15 protein-coding genes and 1 tRNA gene are annotated in these 17,529 nt (G+C 37.1%); 9 read left to right on the forward strand and 7 right to left on the reverse strand.

The window, feature by feature from the left end; genetic code table 11:
- Positions 1 to 116: 116 nt before the first annotated feature.
- The 8 genes from lepA to OZX61_RS05625 all read left to right on the forward strand — a co-directional run bounded on the left by lepA (position 117) and on the right by OZX61_RS05625 (position 7,046).
- A complete protein-coding gene (gene lepA, locus OZX61_RS05590) occupies positions 117 to 1,940 on the forward strand; it encodes a translation elongation factor 4 (RefSeq protein ID WP_277095576.1) in 1,824 nt (607 codons plus the stop codon).
- A 13-nt stretch (positions 1,941 to 1,953) separates the two neighbouring features.
- Positions 1,954 to 2,817, forward strand: coding sequence for a signal peptidase I (gene lepB / locus OZX61_RS05595; RefSeq protein WP_277095577.1), 864 nt, complete (start codon positions 1,954 to 1,956; stop codon positions 2,815 to 2,817).
- 201 nt (positions 2,818 to 3,018) lie between these two features.
- Positions 3,019 to 3,720, forward strand: a complete 702-nt coding sequence (rnc, locus tag OZX61_RS05600; RefSeq protein ID WP_277095578.1) for a ribonuclease III — start codon at positions 3,019 to 3,021, stop codon at positions 3,718 to 3,720.
- 2 nt (positions 3,721 to 3,722) lie between these two features.
- Entirely contained in the window at positions 3,723 to 4,745 is a 1,023-nt protein-coding gene (era, locus tag OZX61_RS05605) for a GTPase Era (protein ID WP_277095636.1), read from the forward strand.
- Positions 4,746 to 4,762: 17 nt separating this feature from the next.
- Positions 4,763 to 4,942: an NF038104 family lipoprotein gene (locus OZX61_RS05610; protein ID WP_195772343.1), complete on the forward strand. Its 180-nt coding sequence runs from the start codon at positions 4,763 to 4,765 to the stop codon at positions 4,940 to 4,942.
- Positions 4,943 to 4,948: 6 nt separating this feature from the next.
- Positions 4,949 to 5,656, forward strand: a complete 708-nt coding sequence (locus OZX61_RS05615; protein ID WP_277095579.1) for a DNA repair protein RecO C-terminal domain-containing protein — start codon at positions 4,949 to 4,951, stop codon at positions 5,654 to 5,656.
- Between the two features lie 12 nt (positions 5,657 to 5,668).
- On the forward strand, positions 5,669 to 6,394 hold the full coding sequence (gene pdxJ / locus OZX61_RS05620) for a pyridoxine 5'-phosphate synthase (RefSeq protein WP_195772345.1): 726 nt from the start codon (positions 5,669 to 5,671) through the stop codon (positions 6,392 to 6,394).
- Between the two features lies 1 nt (position 6,395).
- Positions 6,396 to 7,046: a tRNA-(ms[2]io[6]A)-hydroxylase gene (locus OZX61_RS05625; protein WP_195772346.1), complete on the forward strand. Its 651-nt coding sequence runs from the start codon at positions 6,396 to 6,398 to the stop codon at positions 7,044 to 7,046.
- Between the two features lie 79 nt (positions 7,047 to 7,125).
- On the opposite strand, the gene OZX61_RS05630 is transcribed toward OZX61_RS05625, so the two are convergent.
- Positions 7,126 to 7,201 (reverse strand) — tRNA-Asn (locus OZX61_RS05630).
- A 247-nt stretch (positions 7,202 to 7,448) separates the two neighbouring features.
- On the opposite strand from OZX61_RS05630, the gene OZX61_RS05635 reads away from it, so the two are divergent.
- Complete coding sequence (locus OZX61_RS05635) at positions 7,449 to 7,889, forward strand: hypothetical protein (protein WP_277095580.1); 441 nt, start codon at positions 7,449 to 7,451, stop codon at positions 7,887 to 7,889.
- A 17-nt stretch (positions 7,890 to 7,906) separates the two neighbouring features.
- On the opposite strand, the gene OZX61_RS05640 is transcribed toward OZX61_RS05635, so the two are convergent.
- The 6 genes from OZX61_RS05640 to OZX61_RS05665 all read right to left on the reverse strand — a co-directional run bounded on the left by OZX61_RS05640 (position 7,907) and on the right by OZX61_RS05665 (position 17,529).
- Entirely contained in the window at positions 7,907 to 9,937 is a 2,031-nt protein-coding gene (locus OZX61_RS05640; RefSeq protein ID WP_277095581.1) for an alpha/beta hydrolase, read from the reverse strand.
- A gap of 122 nt (positions 9,938 to 10,059) precedes the next feature.
- Positions 10,060 to 10,941, reverse strand: a complete 882-nt coding sequence (locus OZX61_RS05645; protein ID WP_277095637.1) for a hypothetical protein — start codon at positions 10,939 to 10,941, stop codon at positions 10,060 to 10,062.
- A 157-nt stretch (positions 10,942 to 11,098) separates the two neighbouring features.
- Positions 11,099 to 11,914, reverse strand: a complete 816-nt coding sequence (gene cysE, locus OZX61_RS05650) for a serine O-acetyltransferase (protein ID WP_195772350.1) — start codon at positions 11,912 to 11,914, stop codon at positions 11,099 to 11,101.
- A gap of 17 nt (positions 11,915 to 11,931) precedes the next feature.
- Positions 11,932 to 12,753, reverse strand: coding sequence for an RNA methyltransferase (locus tag OZX61_RS05655; RefSeq protein ID WP_277095582.1), 822 nt, complete (start codon positions 12,751 to 12,753; stop codon positions 11,932 to 11,934).
- A gap of 16 nt (positions 12,754 to 12,769) precedes the next feature.
- The gene (gene dnaE / locus OZX61_RS05660) at positions 12,770 to 16,318 is read right to left on the reverse strand and encodes a DNA polymerase III subunit alpha (RefSeq protein ID WP_277095583.1); all 3,549 of its coding nucleotides are present in this window, start codon (positions 16,316 to 16,318) and stop codon (positions 12,770 to 12,772) included.
- A gap of 152 nt (positions 16,319 to 16,470) precedes the next feature.
- Complete coding sequence (locus tag OZX61_RS05665; RefSeq protein WP_277095584.1) at positions 16,471 to 17,529, reverse strand: asparaginase; 1,059 nt, start codon at positions 17,527 to 17,529, stop codon at positions 16,471 to 16,473.

Raw genomic sequence — 17,529 nt, forward strand, 5'->3', positions numbered from 1 at the left:
TATGTTTTTTAGGCATAAATGTTATACTGTGGCGTTATTAAGATTTTATTTCTTTGCACGTCATGGGTACTTAAGTTAATAAGTACATGATTGTGTACATATATTTTGAGTGATCCATGGCTGTAACTAAAAAATCCGTAAAAATCAGTAACATACGAAACTTCTCTATTATTGCACATATTGACCATGGTAAATCTACTTTGGCAGACCGTTTTATTCAAATGTGTGGTGCACTCCAAGACCGTGAAATGCAATCACAATTTTTGGATTCGATGGATTTAGAGCGTGAGCGTGGAATTACAATCAAAGCAGCTTCTGTAACGCTGTATTATACGCATCCAAAAACCGGTGAAGAATACCAACTTAATTTTATTGATACTCCCGGGCACGTAGACTTTTCATATGAAGTATCTCGTTCTTTGGCTGCTTGTGAAGGTGCATTACTTGTTGTAGATGCAGCACAAGGTGTAGAAGCACAATCCGTCGCAAACTGCTACACAGCGATAGATCAGGGGCTAGAAGTTCTTCCAATTCTAAATAAGATTGATTTACCTCAAGCAGAGCCTGAGCGTGTTATTCATGAAATTGAAGAAATTATTGGTATTGAAGCTACCGATGCGCCGACATGTTCAGCAAAAACAGGAATGGGTGTTGAAGGTGTTCTAGAAACTTTAGTTGAGGTGATTCCTGCACCTGAAGGTGATAGAGAGGCAGATTTACAAGCGCTAATTGTAGACTCATGGTTTGATAACTATTTAGGTGTAGTATCGTTAGTTCGAGTAAAACAAGGCCGTATTAAGAAAGGCGATAAAATGCTGATTAAATCTACAGGTCAGTCACATATAGTGACCTCTGTAGGTGTATTTAGTCCAAAGCATACAGAAACAGGTATATTAGAAGCGGGCGAAGTTGGCTTTGTGATTGCAGGTATTAAAAATATTTTTGGTGCACCTGTCGGCGATACGATTACGCTTACATCTACCCCAGATGTAAAATCATTACCAGGTTTCAAAAAAGTAAAACCGCAGGTTTATGCGGGTCTTTTTCCAATTGATGCAAGCGATTTCGAACCATTTCGTGAAGCATTACAAAAATTACAAATTAACGATTCTGCGCTTTTCTTTGAACCTGAAAGCTCCGATGCGCTTGGTTTTGGTTTCCGTTGTGGCTTCTTAGGTATGCTACATATGGAAATCGTACAAGAGCGTCTAGAACGTGAGTATGATCTAGACTTAATTACATCTGCACCTACTGTAATTTATGAAGCAGTAACCAAGTCTGGTGAAACCATTCATATTGACAGCCCTTCAAAAATGCCTGATGGGGGAACAGTTGAAGATCTACGTGAACCTATTGCAGAATGTCATATTCTAGTACCTAAAGAGTATCTAGGTAATGTGATTACATTATGTATAGAACGTCGTGGTATACAAAAAGACATGAAATACTTAGGTAATCAAGTTTCAGTTACTTTTGATGTACCTATGGCTGAAGTCGTTATGGATTTCTTTGATCGCCTAAAATCATGTTCACGAGGATTCGCATCGTTAGATTACAACTTTGTTCGTTTTCAAAGCTCAAGCTTGGTTAAAGTTGATGTACTCATTAATGGCGATAAAGTAGATGCATTAGCAATGATTTGTCACCGTAATGAAGCTCGTCATCGTGGCAATTCGCTTGTTGAAAAAATGAAAGAGCTTATTCCTCGTCAAATGTTCGATGTTGCCATTCAAGCGGCTATTGGGGCACAGATTATTGCTCGTTCAACAGTAAAGGCAATGCGTAAGAACGTGTTAGCAAAATGTTATGGCGGTGATGTTTCACGTAAGAAAAAATTGCTGTCTAAGCAAAAAGAAGGTAAAAAACGTATGAAGCAAGTGGGGAGTGTCGAAATTCCACAGGAAGCTTTCTTAGCAGCATTACAAGTCGATAAAAAATAAGGTTTAAAAGTTCATGGATTTTGATTTTAATTTAATCCTCGTTCCCGTTACTTTAATTCTATTTATTGTATGGTTACTTGATAAATTTGTTTTTAAACAAAGAGAAGCTAGAGGGCGTGGTAATGAAAATTTTATCATTACATGGGCTTATGACTTTTGGCCAGTCTTGGCGGTAGTATTAGTCTTGCGCTCATTTTTCTTTGAGCCATTTAATATTCCTTCAGACTCTATGGTACCAACACTAGAAACTGGCGATTATATTCTTGTAAACAAGTTTGATTATGGTGTTAGATTACCGATTGCGAACACTAAAGTTATTCAAGTCGGTGAGCCAGAACGTGGACAGGTATTTGTATTTCGTTACCCTCTAAAACCGAGTATTAGCTACATTAAGCGTGTTGTTGGTTTACCTGGTGACCATATTAAATATACAAACAATACGTTATATATTAATGGTCAGCAGATTGCGACGACTACTGCATCGCTAAATCGTGAAAAAGACAGTTTATCTTCTTTTAAAGCAAATTATACTTTAGAAACTTTAGGTACGCATCAGCATTGGGTGAGACATTTATCTGATCGTAATCCACTAATTGAACAATTTAATTATGCGATGAGCACGGGAAATCAATCACTTACTCCATTTGTCGCAAAAGACAATCAAACTTTTGTTAAAAGTGATGGAAATGATTGGGAAGTAACAGTACCGCAAGGACATTACTTTGCTATGGGTGACAACCGAGATGAAAGTTCGGACAGTCGTTTTTGGGGTTTTGTACCTGAAGAAAACTTGATTGGTCGAGCTGTATATATCTGGATGCATAAAGAGCCGGGTTTACACCTACCAAGCTTTAGCAGAAATGGTACAATTAAGTAATTACTGATAAAATCATGAGCTGATATATTTATATCGATTCAGGTTCTGTTGTAATGTGATGGTTGTTTGTATTTTAGAGGGAAGCTATCAAGGCTTCCCTGAATTTATATATAGAAATTTAAAATACCAAGAGCCATTACAAAATTAAGGAAATAAAGCATTCGCTTTTAAGTATTCATTATTTAACTTTAGAGAATAGTTTTGACCAAAGGACAGTCCAAGCTAAACAACCAGCGTTTAGCTTTACAAATTGGTTATGAGTTTAAAAATACAGAGTTATTAAAACTTGCGTTAACCCATAGATCAGTCAGTCATAAATATAACTATGAGCGTCTAGAGTTCTTAGGTGACTCATTGTTAGGTATGATAATCGCAAATTATTTATACCATGCTTATCCTCATGAAAATGAGGGACGTTTAACACGCATGCGTGCCAGTCTTGTCAGACAAGAAGCTTTGGGCAAAATTGCAAACGATTTGAAACTTAGTCCGTATATGATTATGAGTACGGGAGAGTTGAAATCAGGTGGTCATCATCGCGAGTCTATTCTGGCAGATACGGTGGAAGCGATTATTGGTGCAATTTATGTAGACTGTGAGAGTTTGGACTTTTTAAAGAAAATTGTTCTCACATGGTATCAGCCTTATCTAAGTCACATTGAACCGACGGATCAGCTCAAAGATCCAAAATCTCGACTACAAGAGTATCTACAAGCACGTAAAAAACCTTTGCCAATATATGAAGTGACAGATATCCAAGGCGATGCACCAAATCAACACTTTAAAGTGGTTTGCCGTGTAGAGGATTTTTCTGTAACAGAAGGGCAAGGGAGTAGCCGTCGATTTGCTGAGCAAGCAGCAGCGGCTGAAATTTTGAAATTATTGGAGCACAAAACTGCATGACAATGTCATCCGATCAAAACCATGATGATAACAATGCATCTGCTGAAAAACACGATTTGATTGATCAGTTTTTTAGTTCACAAAATATAGAAATTCCTGCGGATTTTAAAAGTGGATTCGTAGCGATTGTTGGTCGTCCAAATGTTGGTAAGTCAACATTAATGAACCACTTACTGGGTCAAAAACTTTCTATTACTTCACGTAAACCTCAAACGACAAGACATAAAATTGTTGGTATCGATTCTCGTGAGAAGTCACAAGCAGTTTATGTAGATACACCAGGAATGCATAAGAAAGAAGTGCGCGCAATCAATAAAATGATGAACCGTGCTGCAAACTCCGCACTTCGTGATGTAAATCTTGTTCTATTCGTTGTAGATGGTCATAAGTGGACACAAAACGATGAGCTTGTATTAGAAAAGCTTCAAAATGCAGAAATGCCTGTCATTCTTGTTATCAATAAAATTGATACATTAGACGATCGTAAGATGCTTCTACCACTTATTCAAGAACGCACAAAATTAATGAATTTTGTTGAAATTGTTCCTGTATCTGCTTTGCGTGGTGCAAATTTAGAACATCTTCGCGACATTATTGAAAAATATCTTCCATTCTCTCAGCCACTTTATTCTTTCGATCAGGTTACAGATCGTTCTGAACGTTTTCTTGCAAGCGAAATTATTCGTGAAAAGATTATGCGTCAGTTAGGTGAAGAGTTACCATACGACTTGACGGTTCAAATTGAAACGTTTAAAACTGAAGAACCAGTATTAAATAAAAAAACTGGAAAGCTAAAGCCGGCATGTACATATATCGATGCAACTATTTTTGTGGATAGATCAGGACAAAAAGCAATCGTTATTGGTGATAAAGGTGCTAAGCTTAAAAAGATTGGGATGGAAGCACGCTTAGATATGGAAAAAATGTTTGAGCAGAAAATTATGCTGACGCTCTGGGTTAAAATTAAAGGCGGTTGGTCTGATGACGAACGTGCTCTAAAAAGTCTAGGCTATAGCGATATATAAATAAAAAAGGTGAAGTCATGACAAAATGGGTATGTGTAATTGCAACAATGTTGTTATTACAAGGCTGTATTACGAGTGTTGTGACTTTACCTGTGAAAGTGGCATATAAAACGACCAAAGGTGTAGTGAAAGGAACAACAGCAGTTGTGAAAGCTGCAATACCTGATGGTGATGATCACGAAGATAAAAAAGATTAATATCAAATGCGTAATGAAGTTTTACATGGGTATTTAATTCATTATCGTAAGTATAGAGAACGAAGTCATATTGTTCATTTTTTTAGTCATGAATATGGACGTATAGATGGTATTCTAAGACAGGCAATTCCTCCTTTATTTCAACCTGTACAACTCCTAGCATCTGGAAAGTCTGAACTTAAAAACTTCAGTCAATTGGAAATTGATAGCCAACCTATTTTCTTCCATGGTGACGCATATTTTTGTGGGTTCTATTTAAATGAACTGCTACTTAAACTTTGTTTGGTTGAAGAAGCTATGCCTAAGACATATTTACAATATCATTATTCGATAGAACAACTACAGTTTTTAAGCCAGCAAAGTAATGAAAAAGATTTTATTCGTCAGTTACTTAGAAAATTTGAATATGTTTTCTTAGGGGAGTTGGGATACGACCTAGACTATACAAAAGATTCATTTAATCACCCAATTGAATTAGATAAAAAATATGTATTTAGCCTAAGCGATGGATTTATTTTAAAAAATGAAGACGATCACGGCTTTGAAGGAAGTCAGGTACTCTCAATGCAATCCTATCAATTTAGCGAAAATTTTAATGTGTCTCAGCTTAAGTTTCTGAGTAGCCTTTATCGACAATTAATTACCTCTTTACTTGGCGATCGTCCTCTAAAAAGTCGTCAATTATGGATACAGCATCATCAACTTCAAAATTAAACAGGAATATTTATGTCTATCTTACTTGGCGTTAATATTGATCATGTTGCAACTTTAAGGCAAGCCCGAGGTACAACATATCCCGATCCAGTAAAAGCGGCATTACTTTGTGAAGAAGCCGGTGCAGAAGGAATTACGTTACACTTGAGAGAAGACCGTCGTCATATACAAGATGATGATGTAAGACGTATGAGACCTTTACTCAAAACAAGAATGAATCTTGAAATGGCTGTGACAGATGAAATGGTGGCATTTGCAAAAGAAGTGAAGCCACATCATATTTGTTTTGTACCAGAACGACGCCAAGAGCTAACGACTGAAGGTGGTTTAGACGTAGTATCACAATTAGAAAAAATTAAAGCAGCAACATCATCATTAAAAGATATCGGGTGTGATGTATCTTTGTTTATTGATGCAGATGAACAACAAATTGATGCTGCTGTTGCATGCGGTGCACCAACAATTGAGTTACATACAGGTGCATATGCAGATGCTGAAAGTTTAGAAGTACAGAATACAGAATTAAAACGCATTGCTCATGCAGCAAAATATGCTGCTAGTAAAGGTTTAGTTGTTAATGCAGGTCATGGTTTAACATTACAAAATGTGGGTTTAATCGCGAAAATTCCAGAAATTCATGAGTTAAATATTGGTCATTCGATTATTGCTGAAAGCGTTTTTGTCGGATTGACAACGGCTGTTTCACAAATGAAAGCAGCTATTTTAGCTGAGAGATAACATGTCAATAGTGAAATTTGAAGAACTCATGAAGCCAGTCATTGGCTTCTTAGGTTGTGAAACACCTAAAGCATGGCTTGATATAGCAATAACTAATCTTGAATTGCTTATGCAAGATCATGCCAATTGTGAAAAAAAAGCAGCGGGAACAGCAATGAATCTAATGTTCCGCTATAGCTTTTTTAATGATCTACAAGTGAAACTTGCTCAGCTCGTACGTGAAGAAATGCTACATTATGAGCAGGTATTGGATTTAATGAAAGCACGAGGGCAGGCTTGGCAAGCCTTAAGTGCAGGGCGTTATGCAGCAGGTTTAAGAAAGCATATTCGAACGTATGAACCAGAAGCATTGATCGATATTCTTGTTGTTGGTGCATTTGTAGAGGCACGTTCATGTGAACGATTTTATGCTTTGGCACCTTTGGTAGATGATGAATTAGGGCGTTATTATCGTTATCTACTCAAATCTGAGTCGAGACATTACGAAGATTATTTAGCACTAGCAATGGATGTTGCTCAAACGAGTAAGATGAAAAATCCAAAAGAAGATATTCAACAGCGTATTGACTATTTTAGAGAAATAGAAAAAGATCTCATTTTATCGCCTGATAATGTATTTAGATTCCATAGTGGAGTACCAAAAAATAGCTGAGTAATACTCAGCTATTTTTAATTTTTATTCTTTTAAAATAAGAAAAGCCCATAATAAGTATTATGGGCTTTTCTGAATCTGGCTCTCCAACCTGGGCTCGAACCAGGGACCTGCGGATTAACAGTCCGTCGCTCTACCGACTGAGCTATTGGAGAATCTGTGGTTGATTATATAGATAATTTATCTTAGGTCAATGTAAATAGAAGTTTTTTTCCAATTTTAAGCTTAGATGTTCTTTATTTGAACATTGTAAAAACATTTATGAAAAATATTTGCATACTTATCTGAAATATTGTTAAATTAATCGAAATGAACGATACAAGTGTTTCAAACTCTTTTGAAGCAGTGTGGATTTAACCTAACTTGCCAGCACTAAAATGGCTAAAATGGAGAATGCCTGATATGCATACTTTAAATATTCAATCTATTTTTGAAAATATCGAATTTTACAAAAAGAATTACATTCAAATTCTAAAAAATCCTCAGCAATATTATCAACCTGTAGAAGACGCATCTATTAAATTCTCAATTGTAAGTTGCCAAGCTTTATATCTAGGTGACTTATTACAACTTTGGTTTGGCCATAAATGGACATCATCCTATTTAGAAAAATTAGAAAGTTTAGATCATCATTTTTGGTATCAAAACAAAGCGTTAGTGGATGAGAGTTTTTATATTTATGCTTTTGGTCGTGATAAAAAAACCAATGTATTGACTGCTAAGGTATGGATAGAAAAACTTAATCAGTCCTCTTATATACAACTTCATACAGATAGTTTACCTTTTTATCTTAGTTTTATTACATTAGATCGACCTGATCATCATCAATCGAAGGCATCGTAACTGAATAAAAAGAGGTGCTATAAAGCACCTTTATTTTTATCTGAGGGTCGATAAAGACCATGCTCGATAAGATGTAAACGAAGAATACGTCTGAGTTCAAGTACAGCTTCAGGTGTTTCTTGAATAGAATGACCACCATGTACAATTTTCTCAGATTCTGCGCCGTCGAGATGTGCACTTTTGTAGGGTACAATACCATCTGTAATAATATTAGGGTTTGTACTCGATGTAATGTTTCCAATTACTGAGTGATATTCTAGCCCTGATTGGGGCATGATATTCTTTGTCAGTTGCATAAATTTAGATTTATAACTTAAATCACTTGGTCCATTTTGGATCAGACCATTATCGACCTGCTTAATAAAATCTTTAGGATTAATTTCTCCCTGAAATGAATCGGCCACAGCACCTAAAAATGCACCAGGTAAGCGAATGATTTTTCGGGCAGCACGTGTAAACCATAAGTCTGCGTATTCTGTTCCTCTATGTGGTGAGGCTAAAAAAATCGCGCGATCAAAGTTTTGAATAGGTTGTATTTGTAATCGTTCTAATACGATAGGATCTTTATTGTGCTTTTTAAGCTCTCTCGATTTAATAAGTTTAAACGCATCTTTACTAATATCAGCCTTGCTCACAAGTAGGCGTGATATTACGCCTCCCATACTATGACCAATGAGCACGGCATCTTTTGCTGAAGGCGAGTTCTGATCTAACTCTCCAAAAGCCTGCGTAAGAATTGAATATATTTGATATCGACTTTCTATAATTGGCATATTGGTTGAGTAAAAGACTTGCCATACTTGATAGTGCTCTCTTAGAACTTTATCACCCATAATATCATTTGTTAACCTTACCCATGCTTCGGGACTACTTGCTAGTCCATGAACCAGAACAATAATTTGTTTGTTGGGGTTATATGGTTCTAACATGTATAGATGGGGCATGATTAATTGTTGATCACGATCGATCAATGACAAATATGCAGCTCGACCCAGATTGTTATGTGCCAACCATAGTCCATATGGAGCAGAAAAATTTGCTGCAAGTGGATATGATTTCCCTTCTACAGTAATATTTTCTTTTTGATACGGATCATTTAATTTAATAAGCAATGGAGCGTTATTTAATAAATCTTTTAAACTTGTATTCGGTTTAGGTTCAATAGAAATGGTTGTTGCTAAATACTGGGGAGTATGAATATTAGGGTTAACTGTATCTTTAAATTTATGGCGTAAGGGATCTAGAATATATTTATTTTCTTCAGGAAGAGTTGGTCTAGGTAGAACTGTAACAAACTCAGCACCAAAACCATCACGTCGATTAATAGAACGTAAGCCCGAAAAGTTTAAATTATAGCTAGAAATAAAATCTTCAATTTTCTTATTTTGTAACTGTGGATAGTCTTTAAAATCAGTAATATATTTATTATGACCGATATCGAAATCTTCATCTGATGTATTAGCTGGACGCTGTGTTGAAGAGAGCATTAATAATTTGGCAGTAGCCTGGTTATAAAAATCTCGAACTTGTACTTGTCTGTTATCGAAAATTCTCTGATCTGGATGTCTTTCAGTCTTAAATAAATAGGCATAACTATAACGAATACTACGATCTAGCATTTGTAGTTCTTCATTAATACATTTATTTTGAAGCTCTAATTTGTCTTTTTGTTTGTCTGTAAGGAGTTGATCTTCTTTAATCTTAAATTTACATGCAGTCGTTTTTTCAAGAGACATTGCTTTTGCTAGGTAAATTTCACTTGCCGTTGAAAAAAACTGTTCATTTGGAATTTGAGGAATCTGTTGTATATCTGTAAGACATGAGGTGGGGTCATTCATACAGATTTTAGATTCTCTTCCTGTCATTGACAGTACGTTTAGACTTGCCTCACTCAGTTTGTCATGTGTAAGGATGCTATCACGTTCATTAGTAATAGTTATATTAAATGCTTGTTGTTTTACGCTAACCGCCTGACAGCCTCCTAAGGCGATTATAGTAAGTAGTAGAGATGACACTACTAGTTTATATTTGGCTGTGTAATTAGACATAAAATTAAGCAAAAGATAAGTAATAGATAAAATATACGTTAAAGTGTATAAAAGTAAAATATAAAAGGTCGTATTCACGACCTTTTATGAAGAGAGTTTGCTCAAATACTGAGTGTAAATGATTAACGTCCTTTTTTATTTTCTGTCAAAGTTTCCCAAACGTTTGTACGACCTTTAGTTTGAATCTCTTTAATGAGACGATCTGCAACTTGACCTTCTTCTGGGTATTTAACTTTATAATTACGTAAGGTAGTGATTGCGTTCTTATTGTGCTCTAAGTACAAATAGTTATTTGCAGCAGATAAATAAGCCTCTTGAACACCGCCTTTAATTGCTTTATCTAAGTAAGGAATAGCTTCTTTTTGACCGCCACCTTCAGATAGGTTAAAACCAAACCAGAAGTTCACTAGAGGGTCATTTGGTGTCATTTTTAATAGGCGTTGGCCATAGTTTAACGATTTTGTTGTAAATTGTGGACCTAGATCTAGATTACGCGCAAGTACGCTTGTTTTAAATGCGCGGAGTAAAACGTCATAAGATGCATTTTCTTTGTCTGCGTAGGTATCAAGCTGTTGACTAGTTTGACGTAACTTATTTTCAAAACCACGGCGTACATTTTTACTTGCAAATTGTGGTGGATAGTGACGTGCTTGGCCTTCTACCATTTGAATGAAATCATCAATCGCCGTAACATCTAGCTGATTTTGTCCTGCTAAAGGAGCGTAGATAATCTCTTGTTTCTTACTGTCTATGGTAGGGATAATAAGATGATTTACATCGAGTGTAACAGTTTTAGTTGGATCTGTTTGACTGGTTACAACCATTTTAGTTACAGGTTGTGCCGCAGCATTTTTTAAATCTACTTCGAATTTAGAAGGTGCATCATAATCTGCAGCGTTTAATGCATAAAATGGTTTCGGTAGAGCAGGTTCTTTAAAAATAACAGGTTGTAGAGGCTCATTTTTAACAGTATCCGTTTGAGTATTATTGTTCTTTAATGGCATTGAGCTACATGCAGCCAATACAGAAGCAGTAAGTAGCGTTGTTGTTAGTACCTTGAGTCTCATAAGTATATCCAATGTCAGTATTGTTGTTGAAAATTATTTAACATGAGTCTAATGTAAAAGAAAATATTCATGCAATGTAAAGCATGTAACAGAGTTAAGCTTTTGATTGCTGATTCTGTGATTCACATTCACGCCGTACATCTTCTAGAATTTTTAACTCTTCTTGACTTAAAGGTGGGTGATCTTGTGGCTGCTTTTTATATGTTGGATCAAGCAAAGATAAACGTTGACACAAGGTTGTCATACGCTTTTCATTTTGCTCAAGCCGATCTAGTAAAATACGCATTCCTTCAAGTACAGGATCTGAGTGATCTGCCACAGTTGCATATTGAACAAATCCAATACGCTTTGCATAGTCACGGCGATGTTGCTCTTCATCTTGTGGTTGCGTTTGTGTGTCTTTATAGATATAACGTGCAGGGCTACCTACAGCAGTTACACCTGAGGGAACAGCCTTTGTTACCACAGTGTTTGAGCCGATCTTTGCATTTTTACCTACAGTAAAAGGGCCTAAGATTTTGGCTCCTGCGCCCACAATGACGCCATCTTCAAGGGTAGGGTGACGTTTCCCTTTATTCCATGTTATGCCACCAAGAGTAACACCATGATATAACGTGACATCATTGCCAATTTCTGCTGTTTCACCAATTACTACGCCCATACCATGATCGATAAAAAAGCGACGACCAATTTTAGCACCTGGGTGTATTTCAATACCTGTTGCAAAGCGACTGACTGCTGAAATTGTTCTTGCACTTACTTTAAAGTCTTTATTCCAGAGTTCATGAGCCATTCTATGCATAATAAGTGCATGAATACCGGGGTAGGTCATTAAAACCTCAAGTGTATTTCTTGCTGCAGGATCTCGAGAAAATACCGCTTGAACGTCTTCTTTTAATTGTTTAAACATATGAATGCCCTTTAATTTTAATTGTTTTTTTTCCATTTCCCTTGACTCATTGCTTGCACACGACTGAAAACACCACGTAATAAATTATATTCCATTCGATCTAACTGTATACGTCCAAATAGCCTACGTAGGCGTAATGGTAAAAGACGTGGATTCTTTGGATCAAGAAACTCGATATCCTCTAACATTTTTTCCATATGAGGATAAAATTCTTGCATTTGTTTTTGTGTAACAAGAGGTTCATCCCAATCCATTTCTTGTTGAAGCGCCACTGGCATTTTATCGGATACTTTTGATTTGTCTAGGGAGCTTGTATGAAGAGCAGCCATTCTAAGTTCATAGCAAACGATTTGTATGGCTTGAGCAACGTTTAAAACACCGTATTCAGGATTTACCGGAATAGTCATGTGGTAGTTAGCAAGCGCCAATTCTTCATTGGTTAAACCACGATCTTCTCGACCAAAAATAATAGCAACTTCCTGTTTTTGTTGTTTAATATGGTTTAAGGCGAGTTCTGTTGCGGGTCTAACGTCTAGGAGTGGCCAAGGGATAGTTCGGCTACGTGCACTGGTGCCAAACACAAGATGACAATCTGCAATTGCATCTTCTAATCTCTCTACAATTTGAATTTTTTCTATAAGATCTGTTGCACCAGCTGCAAGCGCATGAATATCTGGATGAGGATAGGTTTTTGGAGCAACAAGAACCAATTGGGAAATTCCCATTGTTTTCATCGCACGCAATGCACTTCCTATATTTGCAGGAAGTGTTGTATTTACCATGACAATACGGACATGACTTAAATGTGAAATAGTTTTGGCTTGATCAAAATCTTGCATGTTTTGTCCTGATAAATTAAGAATATTGGCTAACTTCAGCATGATATAAGTCAATGGCTTCATCCATGCTCATTGTGGCAGTAGATGGTTTTTCCTCAACGATTACTTTGGCTGCTTTTGATTTCACTTGATATTCAATATGTATCGCTGTTTTCCCAAAATAGTCTCGAAGTTTTGCAAGCATCTCGTCTAAAGGTGCAATTGACCACTCTGGAGATAGTCGAATGTCTGCTGTTGCATAGTCAAAAGAGAGATTAAATAATATAGGAATATGCTGACACATATCGACATTGCAAAACGGTTGAATAATTGTTTTTAACTCTTGCGCCAACTGAGGTGTGATTTGGTCTGCATTGAGAGTGATTTGAATATGCTGTGCACGCTTTTGACGAATCTCGTTGAGACTAAATGCTTTTGAAAGGCGAGCCATCGGTCGGTCAAAACCTTCTCTTTCATAGACTTCGCCTTCAATAACAACGACTTGATCAATCTGAATAATGTCTTTAAAACGCTGAAATCTTTCATGATTACAGCTAATTTCTAATCTAGAAGTACTGTCGTCTAATGTAATGAGAACACGGTTAGGGAAATTTGCAACATCGAGGACGAGGCCTGCGAAGACAGTTGTTTGTCCACGCCGTGTAGGTGTAATTTCATTAAGTTTTGACGATACAAAGCATCTTAATTCTTGACGATATACATCAATTGGATGACCAGTTAGATAAAGGCCTAGCGTATCTTTTTCGCCTTTGAGTCGAACCTCATCTGACCATGGTTTAACTGGTTTTATTGGTTTTCTTTGAACTTCTTCAACTTCACCGAATAAATCCATAATCCCTGTTTCACGGTTTTGTCTGGCTTGTTCTGCTGCTTGTACCGCTTCAGGCAGTTGAGCCATTAAATGAGATCGTTCTATGCCTAGGCAGTCTAATGCACCTGCACGAACAAGTGCCTCTAATGTTCTTTTATTAATTTTCTTTAAATCAATACGGTGGCAGAAGTCGAAAAGATCTTGATAAGGTCCTTCTTTTTCACGTGAGTCTATAACGGACTGCATGGCCTGTTCGCCCACACCTTTAATTGCACCAAGTCCGTAAACAACTGTTTTTTCATCAATAGCATGAAAGCGGTAAATAGATTGATTAATAGATGGAGGAAGTACAGTTAGTTGATTATTACGGCAGTCATCAATTAGAAAAACGACACTATCTGTATCTTGCATTTCGGATGACATAACAGCTGCCATGAATTCGGCAGGATAGTGGGCCTTTAACCATGCGGTATGATAGGCGACAAGCGCATATGCTGCAGCATGTGACTTGTTAAAACCATAGCCCGCAAATTTTTCCATAAAGTCAAAAATATGATTTGCTGTTGCTTCATCAATATCTTTTTCTGCTGCGCCCTTTAGAAAGATTTGGCGCTGTTTTACCATTTCTTCTGGTTTTTTCTTACCCATTGCACGGCGTAATAAATCGGCACCACCCAATGTATAGCCAGCACAAAGTTGAGCTGCTTGCATAACTTGTTCTTGGTACACCATGATCCCATAAGTAGGTTCAAGTACACCTTCTAATAAGGGGTGAAGGTATTCAAATTCTCCACCATGCATACGATGTATGAAGTCGGGAATAAGATCCATTGGACCCGGTCGGTATAAAGAAACGAACGCAATAATTTCTTCAAACTTACTTGGGCGCGCCTCTTTAAGCATGCGCTTCATGCCCACAGATTCAAACTGGAAAACAGCTGTAGTGTTTGCTTCGGCAAATATTTTATATGCTTTATTGTCATCTAAAGGCACATTTGAGATATCTAAAGGCTCTTGTGCTTGAATTCGTTTATTAATATTCTGAACCGCATCTTCAATAACGGTAAGATTACGTAATCCTAAAAAGTCAAATTTAACAAGACCTGCGGATTCAACATCGTCTTTGTCATATTGTGCGACACGGTTTGAGCCATCTGCATCAGAAAGTACAGCAGAGAAGTCGGTAATTTTGCCCGGTGCAATGACAACGCCACCTGCATGTTTTCCTGTATTCCTTGTAATTCCCTCAAGTTTTAGGGCCATTTCCCAAATTTCACTTGCATCATCATTGTCTGGGTTTGATGGATTGGTCACGATATCTTTAAGTTGTGGCTCCATATCAATCGCGGTTGCCAAATCGACACCTAAAGGTTTTGTAGGAACCATTTTAGAAATCCGGTCAGCAAGCCCGTAAGATTTTCCTAAGACACGTGCAACATCTCGGATTGCACCCTTTGCAGCCATTGTACCGAATGTTGCAATTTGCGAAACAGCATCACGGCCATAATGACGAGCCACATAATCAATAACTCGGTCACGACCACTAATGCAAAAATCGACATCAAAGTCGGGCATAGAAACACGTTCAGGATTTAAGAAACGTTCAAAAAGTAAATCGTATCGCAAAGGGTCTAAATCTGTAATTTTTAAACTAAATGCGACCAATGAGCCTGCACCTGAACCACGACCAGGACCAACAGGTACACCATTGTTTTTAGCCCACTGTATGAAATCCATGACAATTAGGAAGTAACCTGGGAATCCCATATTTAGAATAATGCCTACTTCATAGGCAATTCGTTCATCGTAAGGTTTTCGTATTTCATTCCAATCGTCGCTTCGTTCTTCGATAGGATAGAGTTGATTTAACCGTTCCTCTAAACCTTCTTTAGATAAGTGCTCAAAATAGGTGTCAATGGTAAAGCCAGCAGGAATTGGATATTCAGGTAAAAAATACTTACCCAGTTGTAGGCTCACATTGCAACGTTTGGCAATTTCTACTGTATTTTGAATAGCACTTGGAATATCTGAAAAGAGGGTTGTCATCTGTTCAGCAGTTTTGAAATATTGTTCTGGGCTATATATGCGAGGTCTTCTTTGGTCTGCAAGTACGTACCCATCTGCAATACATACGCGAGCTTCGTGTGCTTCAAAGTCTATTTCATGAATAAAATGTACATCGTTGTGTGCCACAACACCAACTTGGTATTTTTCTGCAAGTTGGCATGCTTCTGAAATAAATAGTTCTTCATTTGGTCTTTGTGTTCTTGTTAGGGCGAAGTAGACACGATTCCCAAATTTTTCATACCATTCTTGAAATAAAGGTTCAGCTTTTTGAGGATTAGATGAGCAAAGTAAGTGTCCTACATCACTGTGTAAGCCTAAGAGTAAAATAAGATCTTGATGTTGCTCGAGTATCCATTCTTTTTTAATACAAGGAATATCAAGTTGTTGTCCCTCAATATATCCTCTCGATAGAATTTCTGTGAGATTTAACCAACCTTGATTGGTGGTTGCCAGTAAAATTGCTCTATGTTCTGAGTCTTCAAGTCGAACAGTTGTGCCTAGTATGGGTTTAATGCCTTTACCTTGGCAAGATTTAAAAAATTTGACTGCAGCATGGATATTTGAAAGATCCGTTAAAGCGAGTGCGGGCATTTGCTCTTTTACCGCAGTTTTAATGAGTTCTGGTATGCGAACAATCGATTCAGTGATTGAAAACTCTGTGTGTATACCAAGATGAACAAACTGCATTAAAGATTCCTTTTACTCGAGCAGTGGGCATTTTAGCATGCTATTTTTATTTTTATGGCTCATAATTTGTTCTGTGTGTATATTCTTATCTACTTATAAATGAAAGCCAATAGATTGAACCTATTGGCTTTCCAAATTCAACAAAGAATAGCTTAGTAGTTGTAGAACATTTCTTGTAATGTTTTTGCATCTTTTGTTTTGGTTAAGGCAAGTGCAGTTAATAATCTTGCTTTTTGAGGGTTAAGGTCGTGTGCAACAACCCAACCATATTTATCATCGGGTTGTTCGGCATTTCTAAGTACGAAGCCATTTGCAACACGTGAAGATCTTACAATCTGAATTCCTTCTTGCTGTAGTTTTACCAGTGTAGGAACGATATAGTTTGGTACTGAGCCGTTACCAGTTCCTGCATTTACAATAGCCTGAACGCCAGCTTTTTGAAGCGCAAGATAAGACTCAGGTAACATATTGTCAGAGCCATATACAATTTGAACCAATGGAAGAGCATCTCCTTTAATATCTTCAATATTAAAAGCAGAAGAATCGTTGTGTAATTTAGTTGAAGTTCTGAACCAGTAGGTTTTTCCTTCAACAACTGTACCTAGTGCCCCCCATTGGCTATTAAATGCATTGGTATGAATATTAATGGTTTTAGCAACATCTCGGGCAGCATATACATTATCATTCATCATGACCAATGTGCCTTTACCTTTTGCTGAGTCTGAGGAAGCAAGCGCAACGGCATTATATAGGTTTAAAGGGCCGTCTGCTGAAAGTGCTGTACCAGGTCTCATGGAGCCTACAAGTACAATAGGTTTGTCGGTATGTATAACTAAATTTAAGAAAAATGCTGTTTCTTCCATGGTATCTGTACCATGTGTAATCACTAAGCCATTTACTTTAGGATCTTTTACTAATTCATTCACTTTCCGAGCAAGTTGAATGAGCTCTTTATCTGTAATACTTTCAGAAGCAATCTGGAGTGCTTGTACACCACTTACATTTGCAAGTTCTTGAATTTGGGGAACAGCATTAAGTAGTGCATCTACAGGAACTTTTGCTGCGGTATAGGTTGCACTGTTGGTTGCGCTTGCACCAGCACCTGCGATTGTACCGCCAGTTGCAACAACGACGACATTGTTTTTTGCATAGAGTGTAGAAGGTAAGCAGACAGCTAGAGCCAATGCTAATGCAGAAAAAGTTTTTTTCAT

The sequence above is a fragment of the Acinetobacter sp. ESL0695 genome (assembly GCF_029392135.1).
Taxonomy (GTDB): Bacteria; Pseudomonadota; Gammaproteobacteria; order Pseudomonadales; family Moraxellaceae; genus Acinetobacter; species Acinetobacter pollinis.